Annotated in this window: 25 protein-coding genes and 1 riboswitch; of the genes, 14 read left to right on the plus strand and 11 right to left on the minus strand. The window is 66.4% G+C overall.

What is annotated here, in order from left to right; all coding sequences use genetic code 11:
* Positions 1-6 precede the first annotated feature (6 nt).
* From DA1_RS23950 to DA1_RS23975, 5 genes are all read left to right on the plus strand, one after another.
* On the plus strand, positions 7-1,641 hold the full coding sequence (locus DA1_RS23950) for a DHA2 family efflux MFS transporter permease subunit (protein WP_034393491.1): 1,635 nt from the start codon (positions 7-9) through the stop codon (positions 1,639-1,641).
* 168 nt (positions 1,642-1,809) lie between these two features.
* Positions 1,810-2,901, plus strand: a complete 1,092-nt coding sequence (locus tag DA1_RS23960) for an MBL fold metallo-hydrolase (protein WP_034393484.1) — start codon at positions 1,810-1,812, stop codon at positions 2,899-2,901.
* A gap of 82 nt (positions 2,902-2,983) precedes the next feature.
* Positions 2,984-3,394, plus strand: a complete 411-nt coding sequence (locus DA1_RS23965; protein WP_034393482.1) for a polyhydroxyalkanoate granule-associated phasin — start codon at positions 2,984-2,986, stop codon at positions 3,392-3,394.
* A 266-nt stretch (positions 3,395-3,660) separates the two neighbouring features.
* Positions 3,661-5,109: a D-serine/D-alanine/glycine transporter gene (gene cycA, locus DA1_RS23970; RefSeq protein ID WP_013802451.1), complete on the plus strand. Its 1,449-nt coding sequence runs from the start codon at positions 3,661-3,663 to the stop codon at positions 5,107-5,109.
* Between the two features lie 334 nt (positions 5,110-5,443).
* On the plus strand, positions 5,444-7,441 hold the full coding sequence (locus DA1_RS23975) for a TonB-dependent receptor domain-containing protein (RefSeq protein ID WP_034393479.1): 1,998 nt from the start codon (positions 5,444-5,446) through the stop codon (positions 7,439-7,441).
* An 81-nt stretch (positions 7,442-7,522) separates the two neighbouring features.
* Here the strand turns inward: DA1_RS23975 and DA1_RS23980 are convergent, their stop codons facing one another.
* Together DA1_RS23980 and DA1_RS23985 are read right to left on the minus strand one after the other, a co-directional pair.
* Positions 7,523-8,014 carry a rod shape-determining protein gene (locus DA1_RS23980; RefSeq protein ID WP_230355448.1) on the minus strand — a complete coding sequence of 164 codons (492 nt, stop codon included), beginning with the start codon at positions 8,012-8,014 and terminating at the stop codon, positions 7,523-7,525.
* Between the two features lie 3 nt (positions 8,015-8,017).
* Positions 8,018-8,467 carry a winged helix-turn-helix transcriptional regulator gene (locus tag DA1_RS23985; RefSeq protein WP_034393475.1) on the minus strand — a complete coding sequence of 150 codons (450 nt, stop codon included), beginning with the start codon at positions 8,465-8,467 and terminating at the stop codon, positions 8,018-8,020.
* Positions 8,468-8,543: 76 nt separating this feature from the next.
* Here DA1_RS23985 and DA1_RS23990 point away from each other — a divergent pair, with 76 nt between their 5' ends.
* Positions 8,544-9,755, plus strand: coding sequence for an MFS transporter (locus DA1_RS23990; protein WP_034393472.1), 1,212 nt, complete (start codon positions 8,544-8,546; stop codon positions 9,753-9,755).
* Here the strand turns inward: DA1_RS23990 and DA1_RS23995 are convergent.
* Entirely contained in the window at positions 9,752-10,519 is a 768-nt protein-coding gene (locus DA1_RS23995; RefSeq protein ID WP_013802455.1) for an AraC family transcriptional regulator, read from the minus strand. The genes DA1_RS23990 and DA1_RS23995 overlap by 4 nt on opposite strands.
* 128 nt (positions 10,520-10,647) lie before the next feature.
* On the opposite strand from DA1_RS23995, the gene DA1_RS24000 reads away from it, so the two are divergent.
* The gene (locus DA1_RS24000) at positions 10,648-11,454 is read left to right on the plus strand and encodes a sulfite exporter TauE/SafE family protein (RefSeq protein ID WP_034393464.1); all 807 of its coding nucleotides are present in this window, start codon (positions 10,648-10,650) and stop codon (positions 11,452-11,454) included.
* 9 nt (positions 11,455-11,463) lie between these two features.
* Here the strand turns inward: DA1_RS24000 and DA1_RS24005 are convergent, their stop codons facing one another.
* Both DA1_RS24005 and DA1_RS24010 read right to left on the minus strand, forming a co-directional pair.
* The gene (locus tag DA1_RS24005) at positions 11,464-11,655 is read right to left on the minus strand and encodes a helix-turn-helix transcriptional regulator (protein ID WP_012205558.1); all 192 of its coding nucleotides are present in this window, start codon (positions 11,653-11,655) and stop codon (positions 11,464-11,466) included.
* Positions 11,656-11,733: 78 nt separating this feature from the next.
* The gene (locus DA1_RS24010; RefSeq protein WP_012205557.1) at positions 11,734-12,123 is read right to left on the minus strand and encodes a hypothetical protein; all 390 of its coding nucleotides are present in this window, start codon (positions 12,121-12,123) and stop codon (positions 11,734-11,736) included.
* A gap of 96 nt (positions 12,124-12,219) precedes the next feature.
* Positions 12,220-12,445: riboswitch (cobalamin riboswitch) on the plus strand.
* Between the two features lie 70 nt (positions 12,446-12,515).
* Between DA1_RS24010 and DA1_RS24015 the strand changes: the two genes are divergently transcribed.
* Entirely contained in the window at positions 12,516-14,438 is a 1,923-nt protein-coding gene (locus DA1_RS24015; protein ID WP_034398536.1) for a TonB-dependent receptor domain-containing protein, read from the plus strand.
* Between the two features lie 5 nt (positions 14,439-14,443).
* Positions 14,444-15,385 carry an ABC transporter substrate-binding protein gene (locus tag DA1_RS24020; protein WP_034393462.1) on the plus strand — a complete coding sequence of 314 codons (942 nt, stop codon included), beginning with the start codon at positions 14,444-14,446 and terminating at the stop codon, positions 15,383-15,385.
* A 57-nt stretch (positions 15,386-15,442) separates the two neighbouring features.
* Here the strand turns inward: DA1_RS24020 and DA1_RS24025 are convergent, their stop codons facing one another.
* The gene (locus DA1_RS24025; RefSeq protein ID WP_012205554.1) at positions 15,443-15,763 is read right to left on the minus strand and encodes a heavy metal-binding domain-containing protein; all 321 of its coding nucleotides are present in this window, start codon (positions 15,761-15,763) and stop codon (positions 15,443-15,445) included.
* Between the two features lie 326 nt (positions 15,764-16,089).
* Between DA1_RS24025 and DA1_RS31415 the strand changes: the two genes are divergently transcribed.
* The 3 genes from DA1_RS31415 to DA1_RS24040 all read left to right on the plus strand — a co-directional run bounded on the left by DA1_RS31415 (position 16,090) and on the right by DA1_RS24040 (position 17,801).
* Positions 16,090-16,560: a hypothetical protein gene (locus DA1_RS31415; protein ID WP_230590794.1), complete on the plus strand. Its 471-nt coding sequence runs from the start codon at positions 16,090-16,092 to the stop codon at positions 16,558-16,560.
* Positions 16,561-16,841: 281 nt separating this feature from the next.
* Positions 16,842-17,144, plus strand: coding sequence for a hypothetical protein (locus DA1_RS30695; RefSeq protein WP_155294242.1), 303 nt, complete (start codon positions 16,842-16,844; stop codon positions 17,142-17,144).
* Positions 17,145-17,459: 315 nt separating this feature from the next.
* Positions 17,460-17,801, plus strand: a complete 342-nt coding sequence (locus DA1_RS24040) for an H-NS histone family protein (protein ID WP_034393459.1) — start codon at positions 17,460-17,462, stop codon at positions 17,799-17,801.
* A 213-nt stretch (positions 17,802-18,014) separates the two neighbouring features.
* Here the strand turns inward: DA1_RS24040 and DA1_RS24045 are convergent, their stop codons facing one another.
* The 4 genes from DA1_RS24045 to DA1_RS24060 all read right to left on the minus strand — a co-directional run bounded on the left by DA1_RS24045 (position 18,015) and on the right by DA1_RS24060 (position 21,271).
* The gene (locus DA1_RS24045) at positions 18,015-18,383 is read right to left on the minus strand and encodes an antibiotic biosynthesis monooxygenase family protein (protein WP_012205544.1); all 369 of its coding nucleotides are present in this window, start codon (positions 18,381-18,383) and stop codon (positions 18,015-18,017) included.
* A gap of 94 nt (positions 18,384-18,477) precedes the next feature.
* On the minus strand, positions 18,478-19,182 hold the full coding sequence (locus tag DA1_RS24050; protein ID WP_034393456.1) for a glutamine amidotransferase: 705 nt from the start codon (positions 19,180-19,182) through the stop codon (positions 18,478-18,480).
* A 50-nt stretch (positions 19,183-19,232) separates the two neighbouring features.
* Positions 19,233-20,312: a 2Fe-2S iron-sulfur cluster-binding protein gene (locus DA1_RS24055; protein WP_034393452.1), complete on the minus strand. Its 1,080-nt coding sequence runs from the start codon at positions 20,310-20,312 to the stop codon at positions 19,233-19,235.
* On the minus strand, positions 20,309-21,271 hold the full coding sequence (locus DA1_RS24060; RefSeq protein WP_012205541.1) for an AurF N-oxygenase family protein: 963 nt from the start codon (positions 21,269-21,271) through the stop codon (positions 20,309-20,311). The genes DA1_RS24055 and DA1_RS24060 overlap by 4 nt, the downstream gene beginning before the upstream one ends.
* A gap of 518 nt (positions 21,272-21,789) precedes the next feature.
* Here DA1_RS24060 and DA1_RS24065 point away from each other — a divergent pair.
* On the plus strand, positions 21,790-23,070 hold the full coding sequence (locus DA1_RS24065; protein ID WP_170962038.1) for a serine hydroxymethyltransferase: 1,281 nt from the start codon (positions 21,790-21,792) through the stop codon (positions 23,068-23,070).
* A gap of 30 nt (positions 23,071-23,100) precedes the next feature.
* Here DA1_RS24065 and pdxR read toward each other — a convergent pair whose 3' ends face one another.
* A complete protein-coding gene (pdxR, locus tag DA1_RS24070) occupies positions 23,101-24,615 on the minus strand; it encodes a MocR-like pyridoxine biosynthesis transcription factor PdxR (protein WP_034393446.1) in 1,515 nt (504 codons plus the stop codon).
* A gap of 191 nt (positions 24,616-24,806) precedes the next feature.
* Here pdxR and DA1_RS24075 point away from each other — a divergent pair, with 191 nt between their 5' ends.
* On the plus strand, positions 24,807-26,063 hold the full coding sequence (locus DA1_RS24075) for a benzoate/H(+) symporter BenE family transporter (protein ID WP_034393443.1): 1,257 nt from the start codon (positions 24,807-24,809) through the stop codon (positions 26,061-26,063).
* Position 26,064 lies beyond the last annotated feature (1 nt).

Consider the following 26,064-nt stretch of genomic DNA (forward strand, 5'->3'; position numbering starts at 1 on the left):
CTGCCTATGACTTCCTCTACCACCGCCGTGCCGGAGCCGGCGCAGCCGGGTGGGCCGACCGTGCCGCCTGCCGCGCCACCCTCGGCACCGCCTGCCATGCCCGCACGGCCCGCACCGCTCAAGGGCGCCCAGCTGGCCCTGGGCACGCTGGCCCTGTCGCTGGCCACCTTCATGAACGTGCTGGACTCGTCCATTGCCAACGTCGCCATTCCGGCGATCTCGGGCGACGTGGGCGTCAGCCCCAGCCAGGGCACATGGGTGATCACCAGCTTTGGCGTGGCCAATGCCATCTCGGTGCCGCTCACGGGCTGGCTCACGCAGCGCTTCGGCGCCGTGCGCCTGTTCACCATGAGCGTGCTGCTGTTCGTGCTGACCTCCTGGCTGTGCGGCTTTGCCTCGTCGCTGGAGATGCTGGTGCTGTTCCGCGTGCTCCAGGGGCTGGTCGCCGGGCCCATGATCCCGCTGTCGCAGACACTGCTGCTGTCCAGCTACCCGCCGGCCAAGGCCGGTGTGGCGCTGGCGCTTTGGGGGATGACCACCCTGGTGGCGCCCGTGGTCGGCCCGCTGCTGGGGGGCTGGATCACGGACAACATCTCCTGGCCCTGGATCTTCTACATCAACGTGCCCGTGGGCCTGCTGTCGGCCCTGATGACCTGGAGCATCTACCGCAGCCGCGAGACCCCCACGCGCAAGCTGCCCATCGACTCCGTGGGCCTGGCCCTGCTGGTGCTGTGGGTGGGCGCGCTGCAGCTGATGCTGGACAAGGGCAAGGAGCTGGACTGGTTCGCCTCGGGCGAGATCGTCACGCTGTGCGTGCTGGCCATCGTGAGCTTCGTGGTCTTCCTGGTCTGGGAGCTGACGGATGCGCACCCGGTGGTGGACCTGCGCCTGTTCATGCGCCGCAATTTCGCGGCGGGCTCGGTGGCGCTGTCGATTGCCTACGGCCTGTTCTTCGGCAACGTGGTGCTGCTGCCGCTGTGGCTGCAGCAGTGGATGGGCTATACCTCCACCACGGCCGGCATGGCGCTGGCGCCGGTGGGCATCTTCGCCATCATCCTGACGCCGCTGGTGGGCCGCAAGGTCACGCAGTGGGACCCGCGCAAGATGGCCACGGGCGCCTTCGTCGTGTTCGCCCTGGTGCTGTGGATGCGCTCGCGCTTCACGGTGGAGACGGACTTCATGCACATCCTGGTGCCCACGCTGGTCCAGGGCGGGGCCATGGCGTTCTTCTTCATCCCGCTGACGACGATCACGCTGTCGGGCATCTCGCCGGACCGTATCCCGGCCGCCGCCGGCCTGAGCAACTTCGTGCGCATCACGGCGGGTGCCATGGGCACCTCCATCGCCACCACGCTCTGGGAAAACCGCGCCGCGCTGCACCACGCCCATCTGACCGAAGGGCTGATCCAGGGCCAGGGCGTGTTCGGCGTCACCCTGCAGGGGCTGCAGGCCGCAGGTCTGAGCCAGGCGCAGGCGCTGGCCCAGATCAACCGGCTCATCGACCAGCAGGCCTATACGCTGGCGGCGGACGACATCTTCCTGGCGTCGTCCGTGCTGTTCCTGGTGCTGATCGTGCTGATCTGGATGACGCGGCGGCCCGCAGGCCATGCCGGCGGTGCCGAGGCGGCCGGCGCCCATTGAGGCCCAGCTTGCGGCCATCACGACAAGGAGCTGCCTGCAGGGGCAGCTCCTTTTTTGTTTACATGACGACACGCAAGGCGCCTTGAATCGGGCCGCCAAGACCACCATCTCGACAGGGCTGCGCCACCGGTTCCATGATGGCGGCGGCCTGAACACCGACGGAGCACCGTGAAAACACCCCGCATCTTCCGCGCCCCGATTGCCGACTACGCCCAATCACCCCAGTCGGTGGGCGGGCGCTTTCGCAACGTCCATCCCCGCCCCGCCAACGCGCCCCAGCCCGACGCCAAGGTGATGTGGGACTTCTTCTTCAACAAGCCCAAGGACACCGAGCCTGCCGCGCCCCTGCCCGTGCAGCGGCTCACCCCGGCCGACCTGGCCGCCGCGCCCGAGCGCAGCCTGTACCGCCTGGGCCACTCCACGCTGCTGATGAAACTGCGCGGCGGCTGGTGGATCACCGACCCGGTGTTTGCCGAGCGCGCCTCGCCCTTCTCCTTCATCGGCCCCAAGCGCTTTCATGCGCCGCCCATCGCCCTGCATGAACTGCCTGCGCTGCGCGGCGTGGTGCTCTCGCACGACCACTACGACCATCTGGACCGTGCCACCATCCGCGCCCTGGCGCCCCGGGTCGACTTCTTCCTGTGCACGCTGGGCGTGGGCGACCGGCTCATGGACTGGGGCGTGGCCCCCGAGAAGGTGCGCCAGTTCGACTGGTGGCAGGACGTGCAGGTGGACGGCCTGCGCTTCACGGCCACGCCGGCCCAGCATTTCTCGGGCCGGGGCCTGCGCGACGGCAACCGCACGCTGTGGGCGTCCTGGGTCATCGAGGACCTGGAAAGCGCCGACACGCTGCGCGTCTTCTTCAGCGGCGACGGCGGCTATTTCGACGGCTTTGCGGAAATCGGCCGGCGCTTCGGTCCCTTCGACCTCACGCTGATGGAAACCGGCGCCTACGACCCGCACTGGCCCTATGTGCACATGCACCCAGCCCAGACCGTGCAGGCCCATCGCGACCTGGGCGGACGCTGGCTGCTGCCCATTCACAACGGCACCTTCAGCCTGGCCATGCATGCCTGGTGGGACCCCTTCGAGCGCGTGCTGGCCCTGGGTGCCGAGCACGGCATTGCCGTGGCCACCCCCATGATGGGCGAGCGCGTGGACCTGGATGCCCCCCATGCAGGCGAGCGCTGGTGGCGTGCCCTGGTATCCCCTGCCGTGCAGGACGCAGCCGCGTCAGCGCCACAGGCCCAGCCGCGATAAATCCGTTTTTGCTGCATTGCGTCATCGGCCTACGCGGGCGGGCATCCATCTGGATAAAGTGAACCCAGCTTCAGGAGTGCACATGGCAAATCGCAAAAATCCCCGGGCCGCCCTGGTCGCCCGCCAGGCCACCGACCTGGCCGTCGCAGCGCCCCAGGTCGTGGCCCATCGCCTCACCCGCATGGCCATGGCAGGCGCCAATCCCTCCGCGCGGGACCGGCGTGAATTCACACGCATGGTGTCCGAGAAACAGACAGCCTTCCAGCAATCCTGGACGGCGATGGGCATGCAGTCCATGGTTGCCAGCCAGGCCTTGATGCAGGCCTGGATGCGCATGTGCTGGACCCCCTGGAGCACCTCCACCTGGAACGGCGGAGCCCTGGCATCGCAGGCCTCGCAATGGCAAAACGCCATGTGGGGCGTGGTGGGCAAGGGCCTGGCCCCCGTGCACCGCACGGCGGTGGCCAATGCCAAGCGCCTGGCGCGCGGCTGAGCGCGGCCAAGCACGGTTAAGTGCGACTGATCGCTGCTCAACGCGGCTGATCCACCCATATCAAGCCCGCTCCATTCACCGGAGCGCGGCCGCGCGGCAGGGCCGATGCGAGGGCGAGGTTCGGGTATCCTCGCGGCCTTCGTTCCGTTTTGCTGCGCTGCCGCATTTCCAGGCATGGACTCCATGCAGAGACTGAAAACACGGCCGCGGCAGGCGGATTTCCCCCTTTCTGCCATCGCTTTGCCAGTCTTCCCCGGAGTTCTCTGATGACACACAAGGCCCCGCCAACCGGCCAGGGCCTGCACGGTCAAGACGACCTGCAGCGCAATCTCACCAACCGCCATATCCAGCTCATCGCCATCGGCGGGGCCATCGGCACGGGCCTGTTCATGGGCTCGGGCAAGACCATCAGCCTGGCCGGCCCGTCCATCATCTTTGTCTACACCATCATCGGCGTGATGCTGTTCTTCGTGATGCGGGCCATGGGCGAGCTGCTGCTGTCCAACCTGCAGTACCGCTCCTTCATCGACTTCTCGTCCGACCTGCTCGGCCCCTGGGCCGGCTTCTTCACGGGCTGGACGTACTGGTTCTGCTGGATCGTCACGGGCATTGCCGATGTGATTGCCATATCGGCCTACTCGCAGTTCTGGTTCCCCGACCTGCCGCAGTGGGCACCGGCCATCGCCTGCGTGGGCCTGCTGCTGGGCCTGAACCTGCTGACGGTGAAGCTGTTCGGCGAGATCGAGTTCTGGTTCGCCATGATCAAGATCGTGGCCATCGTGGCCCTGGTGGGCACGGGGCTGTACATGGTGGGTGCCGCCTTCGTCTCGCCTGCGGGCCGCACGGCCAGCCTGTCCAACCTCTGGAATGACGGCGGCATGTTCCCCAACGGGATGATGGGCTTCTTCGCGGGCTTCCAGATCGCGGTGTTCGCCTTCGTGGGCATCGAGCTGGTGGGCACCACGGCGGCCGAGGCCAAGGACCCCGAGCGCACGCTGCCGCGCGCCATCAATTCGATTCCCGTGCGCATCATCGTGTTCTACGTGCTGGCCCTGATCGCCATCATGGCCGTCACCCCCTGGCGCGACGTGGTGCCCGGCAAGAGCCCGTTCGTGGAGCTGTTCGTGCTGGCGGGCCTGCCGGCCGCCGCAGGCGTGATCAATTTCGTGGTGCTGACCTCGGCCGCCTCGTCGGCCAACAGCGGCGTGTTCTCCACCAGCCGCATGCTCTACGGCCTGGCGCTCAAGGGCGATGCGCCCCGGGCCTTCCACCGGCTGTCGCGCAGCAGCGTGCCCTCGCGCGGGCTGCTGTTTTCCTGCACCTGCCTGCTGGCCGGCGCGTTTCTGATGTGGGTGGTGCCCGATCTGGTGGAAGCCTTCACGTTGGTGACCACGGTATCGGCCATTCTGTTCATGTTCGTGTGGTCGCTGATCCTGCTGTCGTACATGGCCTACCGGCGCCAGCGCGCGGCTCTGCATGAGGCTTCGCGCTACAAGATGCCCGGCGGCGTGGCCATGTGCTGGGCCTGCCTGGTGTTCTTTGCCGCCATCCTGGGCCTGCTCACCCTGCAGGCCGACACGCGCCAGGCGCTGGTGGTGACGCCGGCCTGGTTTGCCCTGCTGGCCATCGCCTACCAGTTCGTGCGCCGCCAGGCATCGCGCCAGTCGGCGGAGCGTTCCACCGCCCTTGCAGGCACGGCAGCCGAACCGCGCTGACCCTCTCCCGGCCGCCCCCCCTGCGCATGGGGGCGGCCATTGCAGGAGGCCTTTGGCGCCCGCGCTCCCTCTGCGCACCCCCTTCAGCGCCTCCCTCAGCGCCTCCGCTGCCCCTCTTGCTGCGCACCAAACTTGTGCACAGCATCTTTGGCCTGTCCAGCAGTTAGATAACGAGTGAACAAAAAAACAACTGTCTTTACGCCGACAAAAAGATGTGGATACAAATCGTTATCATTCGCACCTTGATTTTTAACCAAACCGGAACTTTACAAAGATGGTCAGAATCTCGGTGCTCCGCCCGCTTCCTCTTTGCGCCGCCCTGGCATGCACAGCCATGGCCCATGCCCAGTCAGCCGACAACAAGGCCGACACGTCCCTGTCCACCGTGGTGGTGACCGCCTCGGGCACGGCCGTGGACATCAAGGAAGCGCCGGCCAGCATCAGCGTGATCACCCGCGAGGACATCGAGCGCAAGCCCGTCACCAGCATCGGCGAGCTGCTGTCCACCATTCCCGGCGTGACCGGCGGCCTGTCCGGCACGGGCGCCCAGTCCAAGATCAAGCTGCGCGGCCTGCCCGAGAAGTACACGCTGATCCTGGTGGACGGCAAGCGCCAGGGCAACTCGGCCGGCATCAACTACCGCGACGACCTGGGCTCGCAGGATCTGGACTGGATCTCGCCCGAGATGATCGAGCGCATCGAGGTGGTGCGCGGCCCCATGTCCTCGCTGTACGGCTCCGACGCCATGGGCGGCGTGATCAACATCATCACGCGCAAGATCGGCAAGCGCTGGAGCGGCTCGACCACGCTGAACTACAGCAAGCCCTCCGACGGCGACCGCGGCGACACGCGCCAGCTGGGCTTCAACATCAGCGGCCCGCTGTCCGACAAGTTCGGCCTGCGCCTGGGCGGCAACTACACGGACCGCGCAGCCGACGAGAGCACGGGCGGCTTCCCGGGCACCTACCAGTCCACGGCCGGCTCGCGCAAGCAAAACCTCAACGCCCTGCTCAACTGGCAGCTCACGCCCGACCAGGTGATCGGCATCGAGGCCGCGCAAGGCATCCAGCGCGCCACGGGCTCCGACGCGCGCACGGCGTCGGGCGACCAGGTGGTCTATCCCTGGGGCCTGAGCAAGCTGGAGCAGACCAAGTTCGGCCTCAGCCATGACGGCCGCTGGGGCGACCTGACCTCCAAGCTCAACCTCGTGCACAACAAGTACGAGGACAAGGGCGACACCATCGGCAACAACTCCAAGGAAACCACGCTGGACGGCCGCATCGACAAGCCGTTGAAGCTGTGGGGCCTGGACCAGGCCATGACGCTGGGCATGCAGTGGCGCCGCGAGTCGCTGGACAACCGCGACACCATCGGCCTGGCTCCCATCGACTACGCGGGGCACCCGGTCTCGGGCTCGGGCCTGAGCGCCACCACCTGGGCGCTGTTCGGCGAGGACCAGATCTTCCTGCGCGAGAACCTGGCGCTGACGCTGGGCCTGCGCATGGACCACCACCAGAAATACGGCAACAACTGGAGCCCGCGCGCCTACCTGGTCTACCACCCGGCCTCGGAGTGGACGGTTCGCGGCGGCGTCTCGCGCGGCTTCCGTGCGCCCAACCTGAAGGAAAACTCGGCCAGCGCCGCCACGCAATCCGGGGGCAACGGCTGCCGCAGCCTGGCCGGCATGGGCTGGACCAACACCAGCGTGAATGCCGACGGCACGCGCGGCTGCTACATGGCCGGCAACCCCGACCTGCAGCCCGAGACCAGCACCAACTTCGAGCTGGGCACGAGCTGGGACCGCAATGGCTGGGCCCTGGGCGCCACCTACTTCCACACCAACTTCAAGAACAAGATCGACTACCAGCCGCTGGGTTTCTACAACGGCTTCTGGTGGACCCGCATGGCCAACGCCCAGCGTGCCCGCACGCGCGGCCTGGAAGGCTTCGTGAACGTTCCCCTGGCCAAGGGCCTGACCTGGAACACCAACATCACCAAGATGTTCGAGTCCAAGAACCTGAGCACGGGCGCCTCGCTGCTGGCCGTACCCGAGCTGTCCATCTACTCGTCGCTGCAGTGGCAGATCCGCCAGGGCTGGTCCGCCATGTTCAGCGCCCGCCACGTGGGCAAGGAAGTCGTGACCACGGGCACGGCCACCACCTTCGCCAAGGCCTATACGACCTTTGACGTGTCCATGAACTACAACGTGACCGACACCCTGACCCTGCGCGCCGGCATCATCAACCTGGCCGACAAGGAAACCCGCACCATCGGCGCCAACTATGACAACGGCGGCCGTACCTACTTCGTGGGGATGACGGCGCGGTTCTGATGGCCCGTTACCGGCCCTTGCGCTGACCCAGACAAAGCGCCCGTTGTGACGGGCGCTTTTTTCATGGCGAAGAGCAAAGCCTCACTCCCAGACACCGCCCTGCGCAGGGGGCTTGCGCGTCAGCAATTCCTCGTCTGTCAAGGGCCGGCCTGTCCAGACATTCACCTTCGAGGCGCCGGCCGCGTTGGCCAGCTCGCGCAAGGCCCTCAGTTCCACCTGGGTGAATCCGCCCTCGGGGTCGCCGAGCGGATGGATGACGATGTGCGGGGAGGCCGCCAGCCAGGCACGCCGATGCATGCGCCTGAGCTGGTACTTCAGAAGCTGCTCGGCCAGGATGAAGTCCGATATCAGCGAACGCGGGTGGGCGAAGGGATTGACGACTTCGGCAGGCTCCGATGCAGCCGCGAGCCTGGCCTGCGGGCCGGCCGCGAGAATCCGGCGCCGGGGCGGCGGACTCAGGGCCAGCTCGGGAACCTCCGACAAGGTCTGCCCGGTCTTCGGATCCTTCAGCGTCAGGCGCTCGGGAGAAATCTGTACGTAGATGAGTGATACGAAGGCAGAGAGCATGGACATCCATCAATCGATTTTCTGAACCACGGTCTGGCCCGGCAGCAAGGCCCGGCCATCACCACCGCGCGGCAGCATCGGCGCGACAGGCTGGCCGGTCTGGCGGTCCAGCAGCAGCGAATGCGCCTCGCCCGGCGCGAACAGATGGCCTTCGCCCCATTGCCGCAACGCCACGATCACCGGGAACAGCTCAAGGCCCTGGGCCGTGAGCACGTATTCCAGGTAGGCCGAGCCTTCTGCGGCCGGTCGGGTTTCGAGGATGCCGGCCTCCACCAGCCGCCGCAGCCGGTCGGCCAGGATATTGCGGGCCGCACCCAGGCTGCGCTGGAAATCGCCAAAACGGCTGATGCCGTCGAAGGCATCGCGCACGATGAGCAGCGACCAGCGGTCGCCGATCACATCCAGGGAGCGGGCCACCGGACAGGGCTGCGGTGCGTCAGGTCGGGGGTCTTCTTTCATGGCGCTATTTTGGTTGCATTTCAAAACTGGTTCAACTAGCATCCAACTAGTTTTGTTTTGCAACTGGATTCAACCAATGAACGCCTTCCCTGCCCCGGACACGGTCCGCATGCCGCGCAGCCTGGTGCTGTTGTTCGCCGCTGCCAGCGGCCTGAGCGTGGCGAATGTCTACTACGCCCAGCCGCTGCTGGAGGCGCTGGCGGCCGACTTCGGCATCAGCCATGCGGCCGTGGGCGGCGTGGTCACCGCCACGCAGGCCGGCTGCGCGCTGGCGCTGGTGCTGCTGGTGCCGCTGGGCGACCGGCTGGAGCGGCGGCGGCTCATGCTTTTGCAGTTGCTGGGCCTGGTGCTGGCCCTGGCGGCAGTCAGCACCGCGCGTTCGGCCGTTCTGCTGCTGGCGGGCATGCTGGCCGTGGGCCTGCTGGGCACGGCCATGACGCAGGGGCTGATCGCCTATGCGGCCAGCGCCAGCCAGGCGCATGAGCGCGGGCGCGTGGTGGGCGCAGCCCAGGGCGGTGTTTTCATCGGCCTGCTTTTGGCGCGCGTGTTTGCCGGCGCCGTGGGTGACCTGGCTGGCTGGCGTGGCGTCTATGCCTGCTCGGCCCTGTTGATGCTGGTCCTGGCTTGGCTCCTGTGGAGGCAACTGCCCCGGCTGGCGGTGCCCTTGCATGCACCCAGCTACACGCAGCTGCTCGCCTCCATGCTCCAGCTGCTGCGCCAGGACCGCATGCTGCGCACACGCGGCATGCTGGCCCTGCTGATGTTTGCCACCTTCAACATTTTCTGGAGCGCCCTGGTCCTGCCGCTGAGCGCACCGCCCTACAGCCTGTCGCTCACGGCCATCGGCGCCTTTGGCCTGGCCGGCGTGGTGGGCGCACTGGCAGCAGCCCGTGCCGGGCACTGGGCCGACCAGGGTTTCGCGCAGCGCACCAGCCTGGGCGCGCTGGCGATACTGCTGCTGGCCTGGGCGCCGATTGCGCTGCTGGAGCAATCGCTGTGGGCGCTGGTCGCCGGCATCGTGCTGCTGGACCTGGGCGGCCAGGCCCTGCATGTGACCAACCAGAGCCTTATCTTTCGCAGCAACCCGCAGGCGCACAGCCGGCTGGTGGGCCTGTACATGCTGTTCTATGCCGTGGGCAGCGGGCTGGGGGCGCTGATTGCCACCAACGCCTACGCGCGGTTTGGCTGGCACGGCGTCTGCGTTGCGGGGGCGGCGTTCAGCTTGGCGGCCCTGGTGTTCTGGGCCATGACGCGGGAGACGGCAGCCCAGGCCAGCGTTCCCCCCTAGACCCGGCTCACCAGCTCCGAAGGCACCCGGCCCAGCGCCTTGCGAAACATGGTGGAAAACGCGCTGGGGCTGTCATAGCCCAGGTCCAGCGCCACCTGCGTGACCGATGCGCCCGCAGACAGCCGGGACACCGCTGCCAGCAGGCAGGCCTGCTGGCGCCAGGCGCCAAAGGCCATGCCTGTGTGCTGCTGGAAAAACCGGCTGAAGGTGCGCAGGCTCTTGTTCAGCGCCTGTGCCCAGTCCTGAGGTGTGGCGCGGATGCTGGGTTGGGCCAGGAACTGCTTGCACAGGGCGGCCAGCTTTTCGTCGCGGGGAATGGGCGCGAACAGCGGCAGGCTGCGGGCCGAGGCCAGCTCGTGCAGCACCAGCGTGACCAGGGCGCCGTCGCGGCCCGCTTCGTCGTACAGCGCCGGCAGGTCGGCGCAGGACAGCAGCAGCTGGTGCAGCAGCGGGGTGACGACCAGGGCCTCGCAATGCACACCCGGGCGGGGCGCAGCAGCCGGTTCGATGTACAGGCTGCGCGTGCTCACGCCCTGCATGCGCACGCTGTGCGGCTTGCTGGCCGGAATCCACACGCCGCTGTAGGGCGGGATGGTCCAGGCCCCGTCGTCGGTTTCCACTTCCATCAGCCCGCTCATCCCGTAGAGAAACTGGGCACGCCGGTGGCTGTGCGTGGGCAGCAGCGTGCCAGGCGTGTAGTCGGTGCCGATGGCCAGCACATCGCGCGCCACGGCGTCCACGGAATGCAGTGGGATGTTGAGCATGGGAATGTCCGGAAAACAGCCAACAGGCTTTGGCAGGAATTCGAGGATTATTGACCTATCCGCGAAAGCAGGCCAAACCGCAGCATCCTAAGGTTCAGTCCTTGTTCGTTTTTTCCAAAGGACTGTCTGTGTTCCCTCTCCTGCTGCTGGCTTTCGGTGTGCTTGCCGGCGTGACCACCGTGCTCTTCGGCTTTGGCGGCGGCTTCGTGGCCGTTCCGCTGCTTTATGCGCTGCTGACCTCCATCCACGGTGCGGACTCCGCCGTGGGCCAGGCGGCCATGCACATTGCCGTGGCCACCTCCACCTGCGTGATGATTTTCGGCGCCTCCATGGCCACGCTGCGCCAGCACCGCGCGGGCGCCCTGCCCTGGGAGCAGGTGCGACCGCTGGCCGGCTTCATTGCGGCCGGCGCCGTGGCGGGCGCGGCGGCCGCCACCTGGATCAGCGGGGAATGGGTGCGCTGGGCCTTCATCGCCTACCTGGCCCTGACCATCGCCGACGCGCTGCTGCGCCCAGGCTTCGTGCACGGCACCGCCGTCGGCATGCAGCCCATGGGCCGGCGGGCGGCGGCCACGGCGGGCCTGGCCATTGGTGCGATCGCGGCCTTCCTGGGGGTGGGCGGCAGCGTGATGACCGTGCCGCTGATGCGCCGGCGCGGAGCCAGCATGGCGGCCGCCACGGCCATGGCCAGCCCGCTGTCCCTGCCCATGGCCGTGGCGGGCACCGCTGCCTACATGCTGGCATCGCAGGGCGCGGGGCTGGGCCCCTGGCATGTGGGCTATGTGGACCTGCAGGCCTTTGCCCTGCTGACGGTCGGATCGTGGACGGGCATCAGGCTGGCGGCACCGCTGATCGGCCGCATTCCCGATGCCCTGCATGCCAAGGCCTACCTGGCCCTGCTGGGCCTGGTGCTGCTGGTCATGATCGTGGCCTGAGCGCTGCGCTCAACCCTCCTGGAAGATCGCCTCGATCCGGGTCTCGAACACCCGGGCGATGGCAAAGGCCAGCGGCAGGCTGGGGTCGTAGCGGCCCGTCTCGATCGCGTTCACGGTCTGGCGCGACACGCCCAGCAGGTCCGCCAGCGCAGCTTGGCTCCAGCCGCGCTGGGCGCGCAGTTCGCGGATGGTGTTTTTCATCGCAGGGCCGCCCCAAGTTGAAAAGCAAGGGTAGCGTGGGGGGCATTTTTCATCGGTGGGCGACCTTGGCGAAGCGGCTCATCGACTGCGCAGCCAGTGGGCCACCGAGGCAGCCACCCAGAGCGCACCCATCAAGGGCCACACCATGAACATGCTGAGCTTGGGAAAACCTGCCATTTCCAGGAATCCGTAGGTGAAGGTGATGCCGGCCGTGCCCGCCGCCGCAATCGCCAGTTGCTCCAGCATGGACTTGCGCAGGAACTCGTCGGTATCGCGCACCAGGCGCACGATGGCCCGCACGGCCAGCGCAAACGCCAGCATGGGGCTGAGCAGCAGGGCCGTGCGCAGGGCCCCGGCCTGCATGTCGGCGCTGAGCAAAAGCGCCCCCACAAGCAGCGCCATGTAGAGCAGCAGCGCAAATCCCAGTTCCTTCTGGTAGCGGCGGTTGGTGACCGTTGTTTGATTCATGGAAGTCTCTCGCAATGTGTAAAGGATGCTTGACATTGTGCGATGCCACCCGCTGGCATGTCAAGCAAGCTTTACATCGTCACTGAACGCCCCGCCGTACAATCGCCGCCGTTGGTGCCAGCAGCCCCAGGGGCTGCGGTTAAACGGGAAACATGGGGCGGCCAGATAAAGCTGCCCGCATGTACTGCCCCCGCAACAGTGAGTGAAACGCCGCGTGCATGGCACCGGCCCCCGCCAAACCCGTGCCACTGGGCGTACAGCCCGGGAAGGCCTTGGCGAGTGCGTCACCAGTCTGGATACCGGCCAACAGGCGGCCGGCCGCGCATGCAGCGCAGCCGGTCTTTGTGGTTTCCGTGCCGGCGGGGTCGCTGGCGCGCAACTGGCTCGCATCCATGCACACCCTCGCCCTCGCGCGCGCCCCTGGCGCCGCTCTTCGCTCGCCCTCGGCGTTTCCCGTACTGCGCACGTTGTCCGCCCTGGCTGCGGCCTCGCTGCTGGCCTGCCAGGCCCATGCACAGGCACAACAGGCACAACAGGCACAACAGGCGCAGCGCGCACAGGCCTCCCAGCTCGATACCGTGGTCGTCACCGCCTCGCGCAGCGAACAGTCCCTGCGCACCGTCACGGCCGACATGACCGTGATCGACGCCGAGACCATTGCCCGCAGCGGCGCCACCGGCGTGGCCGACCTGCTGGTGCAGGTGCCGGGCGTGCAGATCAACCGCAATGGCGGGCCGGGCCAGGTCACCTCGGTCTACCTGCGCGGCACCAGCAACCAGCACACTGCCGTGTTCATTGACGGCGTGCGCTACAGCTCGCAGGAGCTGCAGGGCGGCGCGGTCTGGTCCACCCTGCCGCTGGCGCAGATTGACCGCATCGAGGTGCTGCGCGGCCCGGCCGCCGCCATCTATGGCTCAGACGCCATGGGCGGAGTGATCCAGATCTTCACCAAGCGGGCGGACGGCCAGACCCGCGCCTATGCCGAGGCGGGCATAGGCAACCAGGGCACCAGCAAGCTGGCCACGGGATTTCAGGGCGGGGCCAACGGCTTCACCTATGGCCTGAACCTGGCGGACGAGCGCAGCGACGGCTTTGACGTCTACCCCGGCAACACCTTTTCGCCCAACCCGGACGAGGATGGCTACAGCAACACCTCGCTGGGCCTGAACGCGGGCTACAAAACGGGCATCCACCAGATCGATGCCAGCCTGCTGCACAGCCGCCTGCGCACCCACTACGACCAGAGCCCGCCGCCTTTCGACGACTACGACGTGGTCAAGAACACCACCGGCAGCCTGCGCTGGCAGGCCGGCTGGAACGCCATGTACAAAAGCGTGGTCCAGGTCTCCCATACCGACAGCCAAAGCGACCGCCACACCCAGTCGCCCGAAAGCGCCAAGGGCCGCTCCACAAACTACCTGCTGCAGAACCTGTTCACGCTGGGCCAGCACCGTTTCAACATCGACCTGGAGCGCCGCGAGGACAAGCTGGACACGCAATACGCCTGGACGCAGAACACCGACAGCCGGCGCGTGCAGAACTCCCTGTCGGCCGGCTGGCGCCTGACGGAGGGACGCCACCAGTTCGACGCCAACCTGCGCCACGACCAGGTGCGCGACCAGCAGAACAAGACCACGGGCGGGCTGGGCTATGGCCTGCAGATCGACGAGCGCTGGCGCTGGGTGGCATCGGCCGGCACGGCCTTCAGAACCCCCACGCTGTACGAACGCTTCACGGGCCAGGCGGCGGCCGACCTCAAGCCAGAAAGCAGCACCAACGTGGAAACGGGCCTGCACTATGCGGCCGGTGCCAACCGCCTCTCGGCCGTGGTCTACCGCAACAAGTTCAAGAACCTCATCACCTACGACTGGAACAGCGCCGTTCCCTGCAACTGCTACCGCAACTGGCAGAGCGTGGAGATCACCGGCCTGACGCTGTCGGGCAGCACGCGCCTGGGCAGCGCCAACCTGGGCGCCTCGCTGGACTTCATGAACCCCGAGAACCTGGAGACCGGCAAGCTGCTGCCCTACCGCTCCAAGCGCATGCTCAAGCTCAACGCCGACACCCAGGCGGCCGGCTGGACGCTGGGCGGCGAAGCGCAGCTGTACAGCGGCCGCTACGCAGACGAGGCGAATACCTTCAAGCTGGGCGGCTACGGCGTGGTCAACCTCTACGCCCAGCGCCAGCTGACCAGGCAATGGGCGCTGCTGGCCCGCGTCAACAACATCGCCGACCGCGACTACGCCCCCACGCGCGGCTACGCCAACGCAGGCCGCACCGTGTTCGTCAGCGTGCGCTGGACTCCCCTGCCCTGACCGCCATGCACCTGCTTGTGCGCCTTCCCCGCCTTCTGCTGCTGATCGCCGCCCTGGCCTGCGCGGGCGGCGCCGTCGCGCAAAAGGCGGTGGATGCGAACCAAGGCAGCACAGGCGCGAGCACAGCCACGCCGTACACCGTCACCGACATGCGCGGGCGGCAGGTGCGCCTGGAGCGGGTGCCGCAGCGCATCGTCTCGCTGCTGCCCTCGCTGACCGAATCGCTGTGCGCACTGGACGCCTGCGAGCGCATCGTGGGCGTGGACGAGTTCTCCAACCACCCGGCGCGTGTGGCCGCCTTGCCCAAGCTGGGCCACACCTTTGCCCCGCTGGTCGAGGCCACCGTGCGGCTCAGGCCCGACGTGGTGCTGATGGCGTATTCCGCACCCGTCATCGCGCAGCTGGAGCGCTTCGGCATTCCTGTGCTGGCGCTGGACGCCAATGACATGGCGCAGCTGGAGCAGGTGCTGCACAAGCTCGACCAGTTGCTGCAGGCGCAGCGCGCCAACGCCCTGCTGGCGCGCATGCAGGCCGAGGTGGACCAGCAGGCCAAGGCGCTGGCTGCGCACGCGCCCGCCGGGCAGAAGGTGTATTTCGAGGTGGACGCCACGCCTTACGCGGCAGGGCCGGACTCCTTCATAGGCCAGCTGCTGCAGCGCCTGGGCGCGCGCAATATGCTGCCGCAGAAACTGGGTCCCTTCCCCCGCATCACGCCCGAATACGTGCTGCGCCAGCAGCCAGAACTCATCATCCACACGCCGCAGACTCCATCGGCCAGCTTTGCCACCCGCCCCGGCTGGAGCCGCATGCCCGCCGTGCGCTCCGGCCGCATCTGCGCGCTGGACCTGGTCGAGACGGACGTGGTCTCCCGCCCCGGCCCGCGCCTGGGCGAGGCGGCGCGGGCGCTGGCCCGCTGCCTGCAGATGCCGGGCGCAGCGCCGCGTTGACTTCGCTGGCCTGATTGGCCCGCTTGACCCGCTTGGCCTGCTTGCCCGATGACTTGCCTACTCCAGCACCACGGCCGTGCCGCTGGCAGACACCATCAACATGCCGTTGCCCTGGCCCAGCACCTCGTAATCCAGATCCACCCCCACCACGGCATTCGCGCCCAATTCCTGGGCGCGTTCCTCCAGCTCCTTGAGCGCAATCTCGCGCGCCCGCTGCAGCTCGCGCTCATAGGTGGCCGACCGCCCACCCACGATGTCGCGCAGCCCGGCAAACAAGTCCTTGAACACATTGGCGCCCAAAATCGCCTCGCCCGCGACCACGCCGCAGTAGCGGGTGATGCGGCGGCCTTCGATCTGGGGGGTGGTGGTGATGATCATGAGAAATCCTCGGTGAGTGACGGAGATAAGCCTTGAGCGCCAAGCCGGCCGGCGATCGGTTCAAGGAAGAACTGAACCAGGGCAGTCTGCCATAGGCCTGGAGTATCATCTCGCGCAAAGTGCTGAACACACTTCTTGCTAGCCGGTAAGCCGCTCCCGAAAGCATTGTTGGAAAAATGCTTGGAGGCCTTATGGCTATTTTCTTTGCGGGCGTTTCAAGGCCCTTCCCCATCTCAATTTCCACTGCGCCACAGCTCTCTGATCTGTACATCGCTTCTTACCCTTTCTCCGCGCCCGGCTCCAAGCCATTTCGCTAAGGAGTCGCCATGTTGTACTTTCAGATGTCGGAAGATGAGTTCAACCAACTGAACCGCGTGCGAGAACAATGGGGACTCATCTCAAGCTTGCTGATTGGCGCTTACCCCAGCAATCCCATGGAGGTTGTCGATTCCAATGAGCTGCTTGCCTTTATCAATGCGCAGATTGAGGCGATGGAGGCAGTTGTGGGGGCGATAAGGCAAAGGGGCGTGATGAAACAGCTGACTGAGGAGAAAATCCTGGCGAAAGCCGTATCCGAGATCCGTCTTCTCCTGAGCGGATATCTGGGGAGCAACGTGGATGCGGATCCGAGCGTACGGATCGCAGCGCACCTGGCCTATGCCCTGCACAACGATGCATTGGCCGTGCTGGAGGGAAATGGCTTCAGCGCCGACGAAGCGCTGAAGCGGGTGGCGGCCGTGGACTCGCTTCTAGGAGTCGAGGTGGGGAGTGAATTCGTTCGCAGCTTGGAAGCTTAGAGCCCTCTCAAGACCAAGGGGCAATGACAGCATTGCCCCTTTCCTTCTTCCCAAGCCGCCCCAGAATGCCCAGCCTCGACCTACAGTTCGCCTGCATGCGCACCAGCCAGACCTACAACGGTATGATGCCTGCCGGCACCGAACACCAACACTGATGCTTTGGAGCAGATAACAGCTCTTACCTGATTGATGCCATGGTGCGCTTGCGAGATCCGCCCCTTGAGAGCATGCGTTTATTCAATTAAAAACATCTCAGAAATGCATTCTTAATAGGAGTAGAAATGCACTGCCAAAAATGTAGTCATGAATTTCAAGCGACCGATGTTCGCTGCATCAACTGCGGAGCGACCTTGATCTATGAAGCAAACGGTCATTCCAAGGAATACAAGGAAGCCGCAAGCTTCCTGGACTCAAAAATTTTTGCTGGAATGGGGGCCTTGATCGGATTTTCCATCGTGGCCTTTCTGTTGAAATTCATCTTTACTTCTCATTGGCTTTCAGATAGAGCAGTTTTCATGGCTGCGATGTGCGGCGGCTTGATCGGCGGTGTACTTGGACGCTTTATTCAAAAGCGCCAGCAATAATCAAAAAACGGAAGAAGGCACGAAGGCTTGGATCAGGGGTTGCATCTGTAGCCACAGTCGTTGCCTACAGGTCGTGATCGGTTCGTGCCGCATGGTGACGCGGGACATTCCGCCTAGCGTGATCGCTGCGGCCGTGCCTCACGGTGCGCGCGATCACGGATGAGGGCAAGACCGGCTTTCCTGCCCGGGCCTGCGGTCACCCGGCTCGGCAGCAGGCTCAGGCGGGCTGCCTTCCTTTCATCGGCCTGCATGATCCGGACACCACGCGGCTGCCCGAACAGCCCCATAATCTGGCTTCAAAATTTCACGACACCAATGACACAGTCCCTCAAAGAACTCCTTGCGGCCAAGGCCGCGCTGGACATGGAAATTGCCAAGGCCCGCACCTCGGCGGCCGACGCTGCCCTGTCCAAGGTCCAGAAGCTGGTGACCGATTTCGGGTTCACCCAGCAGCAAGTGTTCCCCTACATCCCTGAAAAAACCAGTGCGCCGGCGAAGTATCGCGATCCGGCTACGGGAGCGACGTGGACAGGTCGAGGCAAGCCTCCGAACTGGATCAAGGACCAGGATCGCGACGACTTCCTCATCGAAAGCAAACCCGAAGCGGCCCAAGGCCCGTTTCTCGCCGAAATGGCGGCAGCGGCAGCTCGCAACTGAAAGCGCTGCACACGGCGGCACGCAGGATGCCGTGCGGTGCGGTGGAGTTCCGATGCGAAGGAATCTGTGCCTGCCGAAAAAAAGCCCTCTGAGCATTCAGCGGGCTTTTTTTCCGGCCTGGCGCCGGCGACGTAGTCACTTCCGGCATCTTTCGAGGGCGTGCATCGCGCTCCGGCAGGGGGATCAGCCGGGCCTTTGCGGCACCGCAAGCGCTCAGGCGTGGCTGACCGGGCAGCTGCCCGCCTTGCCCATGATGCTGTCCGCAGGCGCCTGCGCGCGGTCATTCAGTCCGTAGTCGCGCAGCACCTGGGTGACGCGCACGCGGTAGTCCTTGAAGATCTTGTCGCGGCCGGCGCGCTGGGCGCTGAGGTGGGCTTCCACGTTGCGCCACTGGACGACGGCTTCCTCATCGCGCCAGGTGGTGACGGACATGACTTTCTCGGGGTTGAGCGTGCTCTGGAAGCATTCCACGGAGATAAACCCCTCCATGGGCTTGAGCATGGGGGTGAGCTTGTTGACCAGGTCCACATAGGTCTGGTTCTGGCCGGGCAAGGCCTGCAGTTCGAACAGTACGACAACCATCTTCAACTCTCCTTTTTTCGGGAACAGAGATTCCGGCGCCGCGCAGCGGCGGCTCCGGCGTGGGGGAAATGGGTGAATGGGCGGCGCCGCAGGTTCAGCGGCTGCGCGCCAGGTTGGTCAGCCAGGCGGCCAGCACATTGCGCGCGGCCAGGGCCAGCAGGCCGCCGTATTTCTGGGCATCGGCACGCAGGGTGCGCGGGTCCACCTGGGCGACGCCCAGTTCACAGGCATGGCCGACCAGCCAGCGCTCCAGCCGGGCCGCGTCGGCCTCCAGATGGAATTGCAGGCCCAGCACCTGCGGGCCCACGGCGAAGGCCTGGTTGGCGCCGATGGCGGTGCCGGCCAGGTGCACGGCGCCTTCGGGAATGTCGAACTGGTCGCCATGCCAATGGAGCACGGGCACGCCGTCCAGTTTGGCGAGGGGCGAGGCCAGGCCGGCGTCGGTGAGCGTGAGCGGCGAAAAGCCGATTTCCTTGACGCCCAGCGGGTAGACCCTGGCGCCCAGCGCGCGCGCAATGAGCTGGGCGCCCAGGCAGATGCCCAGCAGCGGCTTGCCGCTGTCCAGCCAGCGGCGCACGGCCGCCAGCTCCTGGGCGACGAAGGGATAAAGCGCCTCGTCATAGGCACCTATGGGGCCGCCCAGCACGACAAGCAGGTCGGCACGGCCCAGGTCCAGGGTGTCAAGCTCGCCGATGCTGGGATCGACGTACTGCACTTCGTAGCCGCGGCTGGCGAACTCGGCATGCAGGGTGCCCAGGTCTTCGAAGTGGATGTGGCGCAGCGCGATGGCTTTTTTCATGGGAAAACTCAGGTGGATACAGGAGGATGGCTTGGAACGTGCGGAGCCAGTCAGGCGCCGGGCTTGAGATCGACGTGGATATGGCCTGCCGAGGGGAAGGTGCAGCAGGCCAAGGCATAGCCGGCTTCCTTTTCCCTGTCGCTGAGGCAAAAGTCCGCCTCCAGCCGTGAACTGCCTCCCGTGATGCGGATGCGGCAGCTGCCGCAGATGCCGGCCCGGCACTGGCTGCGGATGGCAATGCCCACGCCTTCCAGGATTTCCAGCAGGCTTTTGCCGGACGCGGCTTCGACAATCTGCCCGCTGTGCGCGATCTGCAGCTGGCATGCCTGCGCGGTCTCGCCTGGCTGGGCAGTGGATGCGGCAGGCGGCGTGAAGGCCTCGATGTGCTGTATGGCACCGGGAAAGCAGGCCCGCGCATGCTCGCGAAAGGTCTGCGCAAAGGCGTGGCCGCCGCAGATGACCACCGCCTGGGGCTGGCCCAGCGCCAGCAGGGACTGCTGCGAGGGGCGGCCCGGCACGAAGGGGCCGTGGGCGGCAATGTCTTCGCGCGTGATGTGGATACGCAGGTCGAACCAGGGGGCCGTTTCGCACAGCTGCTGCAGCTCCTGCAGGAACGGAATGTCGGCCATGCGCGCAAAGCACAGCAGCAGCGTAGTGCGCGGCACGCGCCGGCCCTGCTGTTGCAGCCGGTCCAGTTCGCGCAGCAGCGCCAGCGGCAGGGTCAGGCCGATGCCGCCGGCCAGCATGACCAGGCAGTCCAGGCCCAGCACCAGGTCGGCCGTGATGTCACCGGCCACGTGGCCGAGCGGCAGCGTGGAGCCTGCGCGCAGCACCGCATGCATGTGGTCGGAGACGCTGCCCCGGCCCGAGCTTTTGACGGCAATGTCGAACTGGCCGGCGCCGTCGTGCTCGCTGCAGGGCTCGTAGCGGGTGATGGAGTACAGCCGCTGCTGCACGGCGCCACTGGCGTCGGGATGCTCGACGGCCACATGCCGACCGGGCCGCAGGCCGCCGAGGAACTGCGCCGAGGCGCCCTGCACGCGCAGGGTGTAGACCATGACGCCGCCCGCCTCTGCCCGTGCCGCGGCGCAGCGCGCCAGCGTGCTGCCTGCCTGGAGGGCGGCGCTCATGCCTGCATCTCCTCGAGGACCGAGGACACCAGCGCCACGCTGCCGCCCAGGTTGCGGCCCGCAAGGCCGATGCGGTCGATCAGGCTTTGCACCGAGTCGGTGTAGACGCCGATCTCGTTGCTGTCGCCCACGTCGTGCAGGATGTCGCGCGCATGCGGCATGCCGACCATGGTGAAGACGGTGGACCAGGCGCCCAGTTCGTTGTTGGCGAACATCTGCACGGTCTTGAGGATGATGGAGCGCAGGTAGCTGCGCTCGCGGTTGCTCAGGCCCTGGACGATGTCGGTGGCCACCGAGCTGAAGACGCTGGAGTGGCTCCATTCGTCCACGGCGTGGGTGCGCGTGACCTCGTGGCAGATGGGCTGGATGGAGCGGTCCTCGGCCATGGTCTTGAGGTAGTCGGTGATCAGGGTCTCGCTGGCACAGGCAATGGCGAAGCGGGCCAGGCGGCGCTCCCATTCCGCGCCGCACTGCGCCAGCACGCCGTTGCGCCAGCCGACGAGGTTGAAGTCCGCGTAGTCCAGCGGCGCCAGGCCGCGCATCTCGTAGATGTAGTTGCAGGCCATGATGGACATGCGGGTGTGCAGGGCCTCGTCCAGCAGGGCCTGGGACATGACGTCCTGCAGCAGCGCCCGGTTGGCGCTGGGCGGCGGGGTCTTGATGATGTCCTCGCAGGCCGGCGTGACCACGTTGCACTCGATGTAGATGGTCTTGAGGTTGTAGATGCCCCAGGCGTAGGACAGGCATTGGTCGCGCAGGTGCTGTGGCGCCTCCACCCATGCCTGGTGGTCGCGAAACGGCAGCAGCGAGGCGGTGAAGTCCTGCCGGGCGGGGTCGAACGCCAAGCCGCAGTAATCAGGCAGGTCCTGATTCACGGCCGCTCTTGACTTCCAGAGCAGGGACAGCTTTTTGAGCGCATCGCGCACGGCGTCATCTGTCCGAGAGATATCGAGATTCATTTTTCAACTCCGTGTAATTGAACTTGGTTGATCTGAGTCAAATCGCCTATTCCCTCCCCCCGCTTTCTCCATCCGCCGCAATCACCAATGGCGCTGCAAATGACGATGCAAATGACGATGCACATGGCGCTTCAAATGACGCTGCAGATGGCAGATACGTTGTCATGGATTTCTTCACTCTGTCATATTCCGCCTTGAATCAATCTGCCCGACTGCAAATTGCGGATGATTCCTGGCGGTATTGAATCTCATGACTTTCAACGTCTGGCGGCGAATTCTATGGAGACAGCGTGGATTCAAACAGACCTATTTTCGTCAATGAACCAGACCGCTTTTTCAACGGTTTACATTGGCATGCCACCTTAATTGGTCTGCTCACCCGCTGAAACATGGTCGGAATCAAGGCAGCTGCACTTTGTAGACTGCCCATTACCGATGCGCCCTGGTTTCCAAATCCTTCCATAACCCGGGCGCTGCCGATTCCCGTGCTTCAGCGCCTCCAAGACAGCCAATGCGACATGGACGATTTATCGCTCCCCAAAATCAATTCACTGGATCTTCAACAGGCAGACAGCGAGGCCTGGGATGCCATCGCGGCCGAGCGGATTCGCCAGTCGCGCTCGATTGAATTGATTGCCTCTGAAAACTTCGTGAGCCGCGCGGTGATGGAGGCGCAGGGCTCGGTGCTGACCAACAAATACGCCGAGGGCTATCCGGGCGTGCGCTACTACGGCGGCTGCGCCAATGCCGATGCCGTCGAGAACCTGGCCATTGCGCGTGCCAAGGCGCTGTTCGGCTGCGCGCACGCCAACGTGCAGCCGCATTCGGGCAGCCAGGCCAACCAGGGCGTGTACCTGGCCTTTCTGGAGCCTGGCGACAAGATCATGGGGCTGGACCTGCGCTCGGGCGGGCACCTGACGCATGGCTCCCGCGTGAGCGTGTCGGGCAAGTGGTTCCAGTCCATCAGCTACGAGGTGGACGCCCGCTCCCAGCGCATCGACATGGACCAGGTGCGGCGCATTGCGCTGAAGGAGCGGCCCAGGCTCATCATTGCCGGTGGCTCGGCCTATTCACGGCAGATGGACTGGGCCGAGTTCCGGCGCATTGCCGACCGGGTGGGCGCCATCTTCATGGCCGACATCGCGCACGTGGCGGGGCTGGTGGCCGCGGGCGTGTTCCCCTCCCCCGTGGAGCACGCCCATGTGACCACGACCACCACGCACAAGACGCTGCGCGGGCCGCGCGGCGGCATGATCCTCTCGGCCGACGCCGAGATCGCCAGGCGCATAGACGCCGCCGTGTTTCCGGGCCTGCAGTCCGGGCCGCTGATGCATGTGGTGGCGGCCAAGGCGGTGGCGCTGGGCGAGGCGCTCAAGCCCGCCTTCCGCACCTATGCGCGGGCCGTGGTGGACAACGCCCGCGTGCTGTGCGACCGGCTTTCGCAGGGCGGACTGTCCGTGGTCTCCGCAGGCACGGACTGCCATCTGGGCGTGATCGACCTGCGCCCCTGGGAGCTGACGGGCAAGGCCGCCGAAACGGCGCTGGAGCAGATCGGCATCACGGTCAACAAGAACGCCGTGCCCGGCGATGGCGCGCGGCCGCTGGTGACCTCGGGCATCCGCGTGGGCAGCGCGGCCTGCACCACGCGCGGCATGGGCGCCGACGAGTTCCGCGAGATCGGCGACATGATTCTTGCCACGCTGGGCGGCATACGCAGCGGCACCATGAACGCGCGCACGCTCAAGTCCATCCACGAAGGCGTGTCCGACCTCACCGGGCGCTTTCCCCTGCCCTATTGAGGCATGCAGCGTCCGGCGTCTCCCAACCTGTCAGGGTTTTCGCAGCGCGTTGGCCAGGCGCAGCACGGCGGCCTCGATCTCGTAGGCCGTGAGGGAGGCATAGCCCAGCAGCCAGCCCGGCTGCCGCTGCTCGCCCGCGTACAGGCGGCTGAGCCCCTGCAGCAGCACGCCGGCCGCGGCGGCGCGGCGGATAGTGTCTTCCTCGGACCAGCCGGGCTCCAGCAGGCAGGGCACCTGCATGCCGCCCTGGGGCCGTGGCGCGGTGACGATGCCGGCCAGGTGCCTGCCTATGGATTCGAGGATGACCTCGCGCCGCCCCGCGTACAGCTTGCGCATGGCCCGCACGTGGGAGTTGTAGTGGCCGTCTTCCATGAAGCGCGCCAGCGTCAGCTGCTGGATCTGGGGCGTGTGCCCGTCCATGATGCTGCGCGCCTGGACAAAGGCGCGCACCAGCTCCTGCGGCAAGGCCATGTAGCCCATGCGCAGGCCCGGGTACAGGGTCTTGCCGAAGGTGCCGATGTAGATGGTGCGCCCGTGCTTGTCCAGGCCTTGCACGCAGGCGGTGGGCATGCCGTCGTAGTGGAATTCGCTGTCGTAGTCGTCCTCGATGATCCAGCGCCCGCTCTCGAACGCCCATCGGATCAGGTCCAGCCGCCGCTCCAGCTGCATGGTGACGCCCGTGGGGTACTGGTGCGATGGCGTGACGTAGACGCAGGTGGCGCCGCTGCGGTCGGCATGCAGCAGGTCCGTGCGAATGCCTTGCGCGTCCACGTCGATGGGCAGGACCTTGGCCTCCGCCGACTCGAAGGCCTTGCGGGCGCCGAAGTAGCCGGGGTTCTCCAGCAGGATGGGCCGGCCCGCGTCCACCAGCAGCTGCGCGCACAGGAACAGCGCCTGCCGCGTGCTGCTGAGCACCACGATCTGCCCGGCGTCCACCTTGGCGCCGCGCTCCAGGTTGAGGTAAGTGGCAATGGCCTTGCGCAGCGGCTCGGCGCCCTGCGGGTCGCCGTGCAGCAGGACGCTGGCGCGGTAGTCCTTGAGCGCCTGCCGCTGCAGCCGCTCCCAGACATCGGTGGGAAAGGTTCGCGTCTCGGGCAGGCCGGTGGCAAAGGCCCGAATGGTCTGCTGGTCGGCGATGCCGCCGCCGTCAACAATGGCCTGGCCGCGCCGGCTCAGGCCGGCACCGGCCCTGCCCGCTGCGGCCACCTGGGCGCTGCGCTCGTGCTCGGGCGACCGGCCGCGCCGCGCCGCCCGGCCCCGCAGCTCGGTGCCGATGGTCTCGGAGACATAGCTGCCCGATCCCTGGCGCCGCACGATGAAGCCGTCGCGGTGCAGCTGGGTGTAGGCGTTCTCCACCGTGTCGCGGGCAATGCCCAGCGAGTCGGCCAGCGAGCGCGTGGCCGGCAGCTTCAGGCCGGGCAGCAGAGCTCCGTCCAGGATGAGCGCACGCATGGCGCGCTGCACCCGCTGGTGCAGGTCCAGCTGGCGCAGGTCGGCATCTCCCATGCGGATCTTCAGGGTCTCAAGCTCGAAGGTCTTGCTCATGCGGTCTGCTGCCTTTCATCTCATTACACCTCTTGGGCAGGCCATTGTACTGACGCAAACGCTGCGCACCCATTGCAAAGTGGTCTGAAACAAGAGAGCGAAGTGTATGGATCATTCAGTCCACTTCGGCGCTCAAATACCCCTTTCCCCAGACAGCCAGGAATCCAACCCCCAAGGAAAACGAGAAGACCATGCCTTCATCAGACACACACTCACCCCTTCGCTTCAGAGACCTCATCCACCCCGTTGTGGCCGGGCTGATCTCGGTCATCGTCAACTACGGCGGCACCTTCATCCTGGTGTTCCAGGCCGCCAAGGTGGCCGGCCTGAGCCCGGAACTCACGGCTTCGTGGGTGTGGTCGATTTCGATTGGCGTGGGCGTCACCGGGCTGGTGCTGAGCTGGCTCTCGCGCGAGCCCATCATCACGGCCTGGTCCACGCCGGCCGCCGCTTTCCTGGTGACGGCCCTGGCCACCACGCCGTATGCCGAGGCCGTGGGCGCCTATGTGGTGTCGGCCGCGGCCTTCGTGGTGCTGGGACTGTCGGGCTGGTTCGAGCGCGTGATCCGGCTGATTCCGCCCGGCGTGGCCTCGGGCCTGCTGGCGGGCATCCTGCTGCAGTTCGGCATCAAGGCCTTTGGCGGCATGAGCGTGGACCCGCTGTTGGCCGGCCTGCTGATCGTGGCCTATGTGCTGCTCAAGCGGCTCACGGCGCGCTATGCGGTGGTCGGCATCCTGGCGCTGGGCATGGCGTTCCTGCTGGCGCAGGACCGTGTGGACCTGTCCGGGCTGCAGCTGCGATTCGCGGCGCCGGTGTTCACACGGCCGGAATTCACGCTCAACGCCCTGCTCAGCGTGGCCCTGCCGCTGTTCCTGATCACGCTGACCGGCCAGTACATGCCCGGCATGCTGGTGCTGCGCAACGACGGCTTCAAGACCAGCGCCAACCCCATCGTCACGCTGACGGGCCTGGGCTCGCTGCTGATGGCGCCGTTCGGCTCGCACGCCTTCAACATCGCCGCCATCACGGCCGCCATCTGCACGGGCAAGGAGGCGCATGAAGAGCCGTCCAGGCGCTGGATCGCGGGCATCGCTGCGGGCGTGTTCTACATCCTGGTGGGCGTGTTCGGCGTCACGCTGGCGGCCGTGTTCATGGCGTTCCCGGCCACCTTCATCACCACGCTGGCGGGCCTGGCGCTGCTGGGCACCATCGGCGGCAGCCTGGCCAATGCGCTGGCCGACGCCAAAACCCGCGAGGCCTCGCTGATCACCTTCCTGGCTGCCGCAGCCAACATTTCCATGCTGGGCATAGGCGGCGCCTTCTGGGGCCTGGTCATCGGCCTGGTCGCCCATGCCGTGCTCAACGGCCAGTGGCCGCGCCGGGCCGCCCGCAGCGAGGCGGGCACCGGCAACGTGCCCGCCGCCGATGCCGCCATCAAAAGGAGCTGAA

Origin of the sequence: Delftia acidovorans NBRC 14950, from assembly GCF_001598795.1 — a bacterium.
GTDB lineage: Bacteria > Pseudomonadota > Gammaproteobacteria > Burkholderiales > Burkholderiaceae_C > Comamonas > Comamonas acidovorans.

Bases quoted from the DNA above. Each gene is read 5' to 3' on its own strand.
- DA1_RS23950 (WP_034393491.1), top strand. From the start codon at position 7: ATGACTTCCTCTACCACCGCCGTGCCGGAGCCGGCGCAGCCGGGTGGG.
- DA1_RS23965 (WP_034393482.1), top strand. From the start codon at position 2,984: ATGGCAAATCGCAAAAATCCCCGGGCCGCCCTGGTCGCCCGCCAGGCC.
- cycA (WP_013802451.1), top strand. From the start codon at position 3,661: ATGACACACAAGGCCCCGCCAACCGGCCAGGGCCTGCACGGTCAAGAC.
- DA1_RS23975 (WP_034393479.1), top strand. From the start codon at position 5,444: ATGGCCCATGCCCAGTCAGCCGACAACAAGGCCGACACGTCCCTGTCC.
- DA1_RS23980 (WP_230355448.1), bottom strand. From the start codon at position 8,014: ATGTCCATGCTCTCTGCCTTCGTATCACTCATCTACGTACAGATTTCT.
- DA1_RS23985 (WP_034393475.1), bottom strand. From the start codon at position 8,467: ATGAAAGAAGACCCCCGACCTGACGCACCGCAGCCCTGTCCGGTGGCC.
- DA1_RS23990 (WP_034393472.1), top strand. From the start codon at position 8,544: ATGAACGCCTTCCCTGCCCCGGACACGGTCCGCATGCCGCGCAGCCTG.
- DA1_RS23995 (WP_013802455.1), bottom strand. From the start codon at position 10,519: ATGCTCAACATCCCACTGCATTCCGTGGACGCCGTGGCGCGCGATGTG.
- DA1_RS24005 (WP_012205558.1), bottom strand. From the start codon at position 11,655: ATGAAAAACACCATCCGCGAACTGCGCGCCCAGCGCGGCTGGAGCCAA.
- DA1_RS24010 (WP_012205557.1), bottom strand. From the start codon at position 12,123: ATGAATCAAACAACGGTCACCAACCGCCGCTACCAGAAGGAACTGGGA.
- DA1_RS24015 (WP_034398536.1), top strand. From the start codon at position 12,516: ATGCACACCCTCGCCCTCGCGCGCGCCCCTGGCGCCGCTCTTCGCTCG.
- DA1_RS24020 (WP_034393462.1), top strand. From the start codon at position 14,444: ATGCACCTGCTTGTGCGCCTTCCCCGCCTTCTGCTGCTGATCGCCGCC.
- DA1_RS24025 (WP_012205554.1), bottom strand. From the start codon at position 15,763: ATGATCATCACCACCACCCCCCAGATCGAAGGCCGCCGCATCACCCGC.
- DA1_RS31415 (WP_230590794.1), top strand. From the start codon at position 16,090: ATGTTGTACTTTCAGATGTCGGAAGATGAGTTCAACCAACTGAACCGC.
- DA1_RS30695 (WP_155294242.1), top strand. From the start codon at position 16,842: ATGCACTGCCAAAAATGTAGTCATGAATTTCAAGCGACCGATGTTCGC.
- DA1_RS24040 (WP_034393459.1), top strand. From the start codon at position 17,460: ATGACACAGTCCCTCAAAGAACTCCTTGCGGCCAAGGCCGCGCTGGAC.
- DA1_RS24045 (WP_012205544.1), bottom strand. From the start codon at position 18,383: ATGGTTGTCGTACTGTTCGAACTGCAGGCCTTGCCCGGCCAGAACCAG.
- DA1_RS24050 (WP_034393456.1), bottom strand. From the start codon at position 19,182: ATGAAAAAAGCCATCGCGCTGCGCCACATCCACTTCGAAGACCTGGGC.
- DA1_RS24055 (WP_034393452.1), bottom strand. From the start codon at position 20,312: ATGAGCGCCGCCCTCCAGGCAGGCAGCACGCTGGCGCGCTGCGCCGCG.
- DA1_RS24060 (WP_012205541.1), bottom strand. From the start codon at position 21,271: ATGAATCTCGATATCTCTCGGACAGATGACGCCGTGCGCGATGCGCTC.
- DA1_RS24065 (WP_170962038.1), top strand. From the start codon at position 21,790: ATGGACGATTTATCGCTCCCCAAAATCAATTCACTGGATCTTCAACAG.
- pdxR (WP_034393446.1), bottom strand. From the start codon at position 24,615: ATGAGCAAGACCTTCGAGCTTGAGACCCTGAAGATCCGCATGGGAGAT.
- DA1_RS24075 (WP_034393443.1), top strand. From the start codon at position 24,807: ATGCCTTCATCAGACACACACTCACCCCTTCGCTTCAGAGACCTCATC.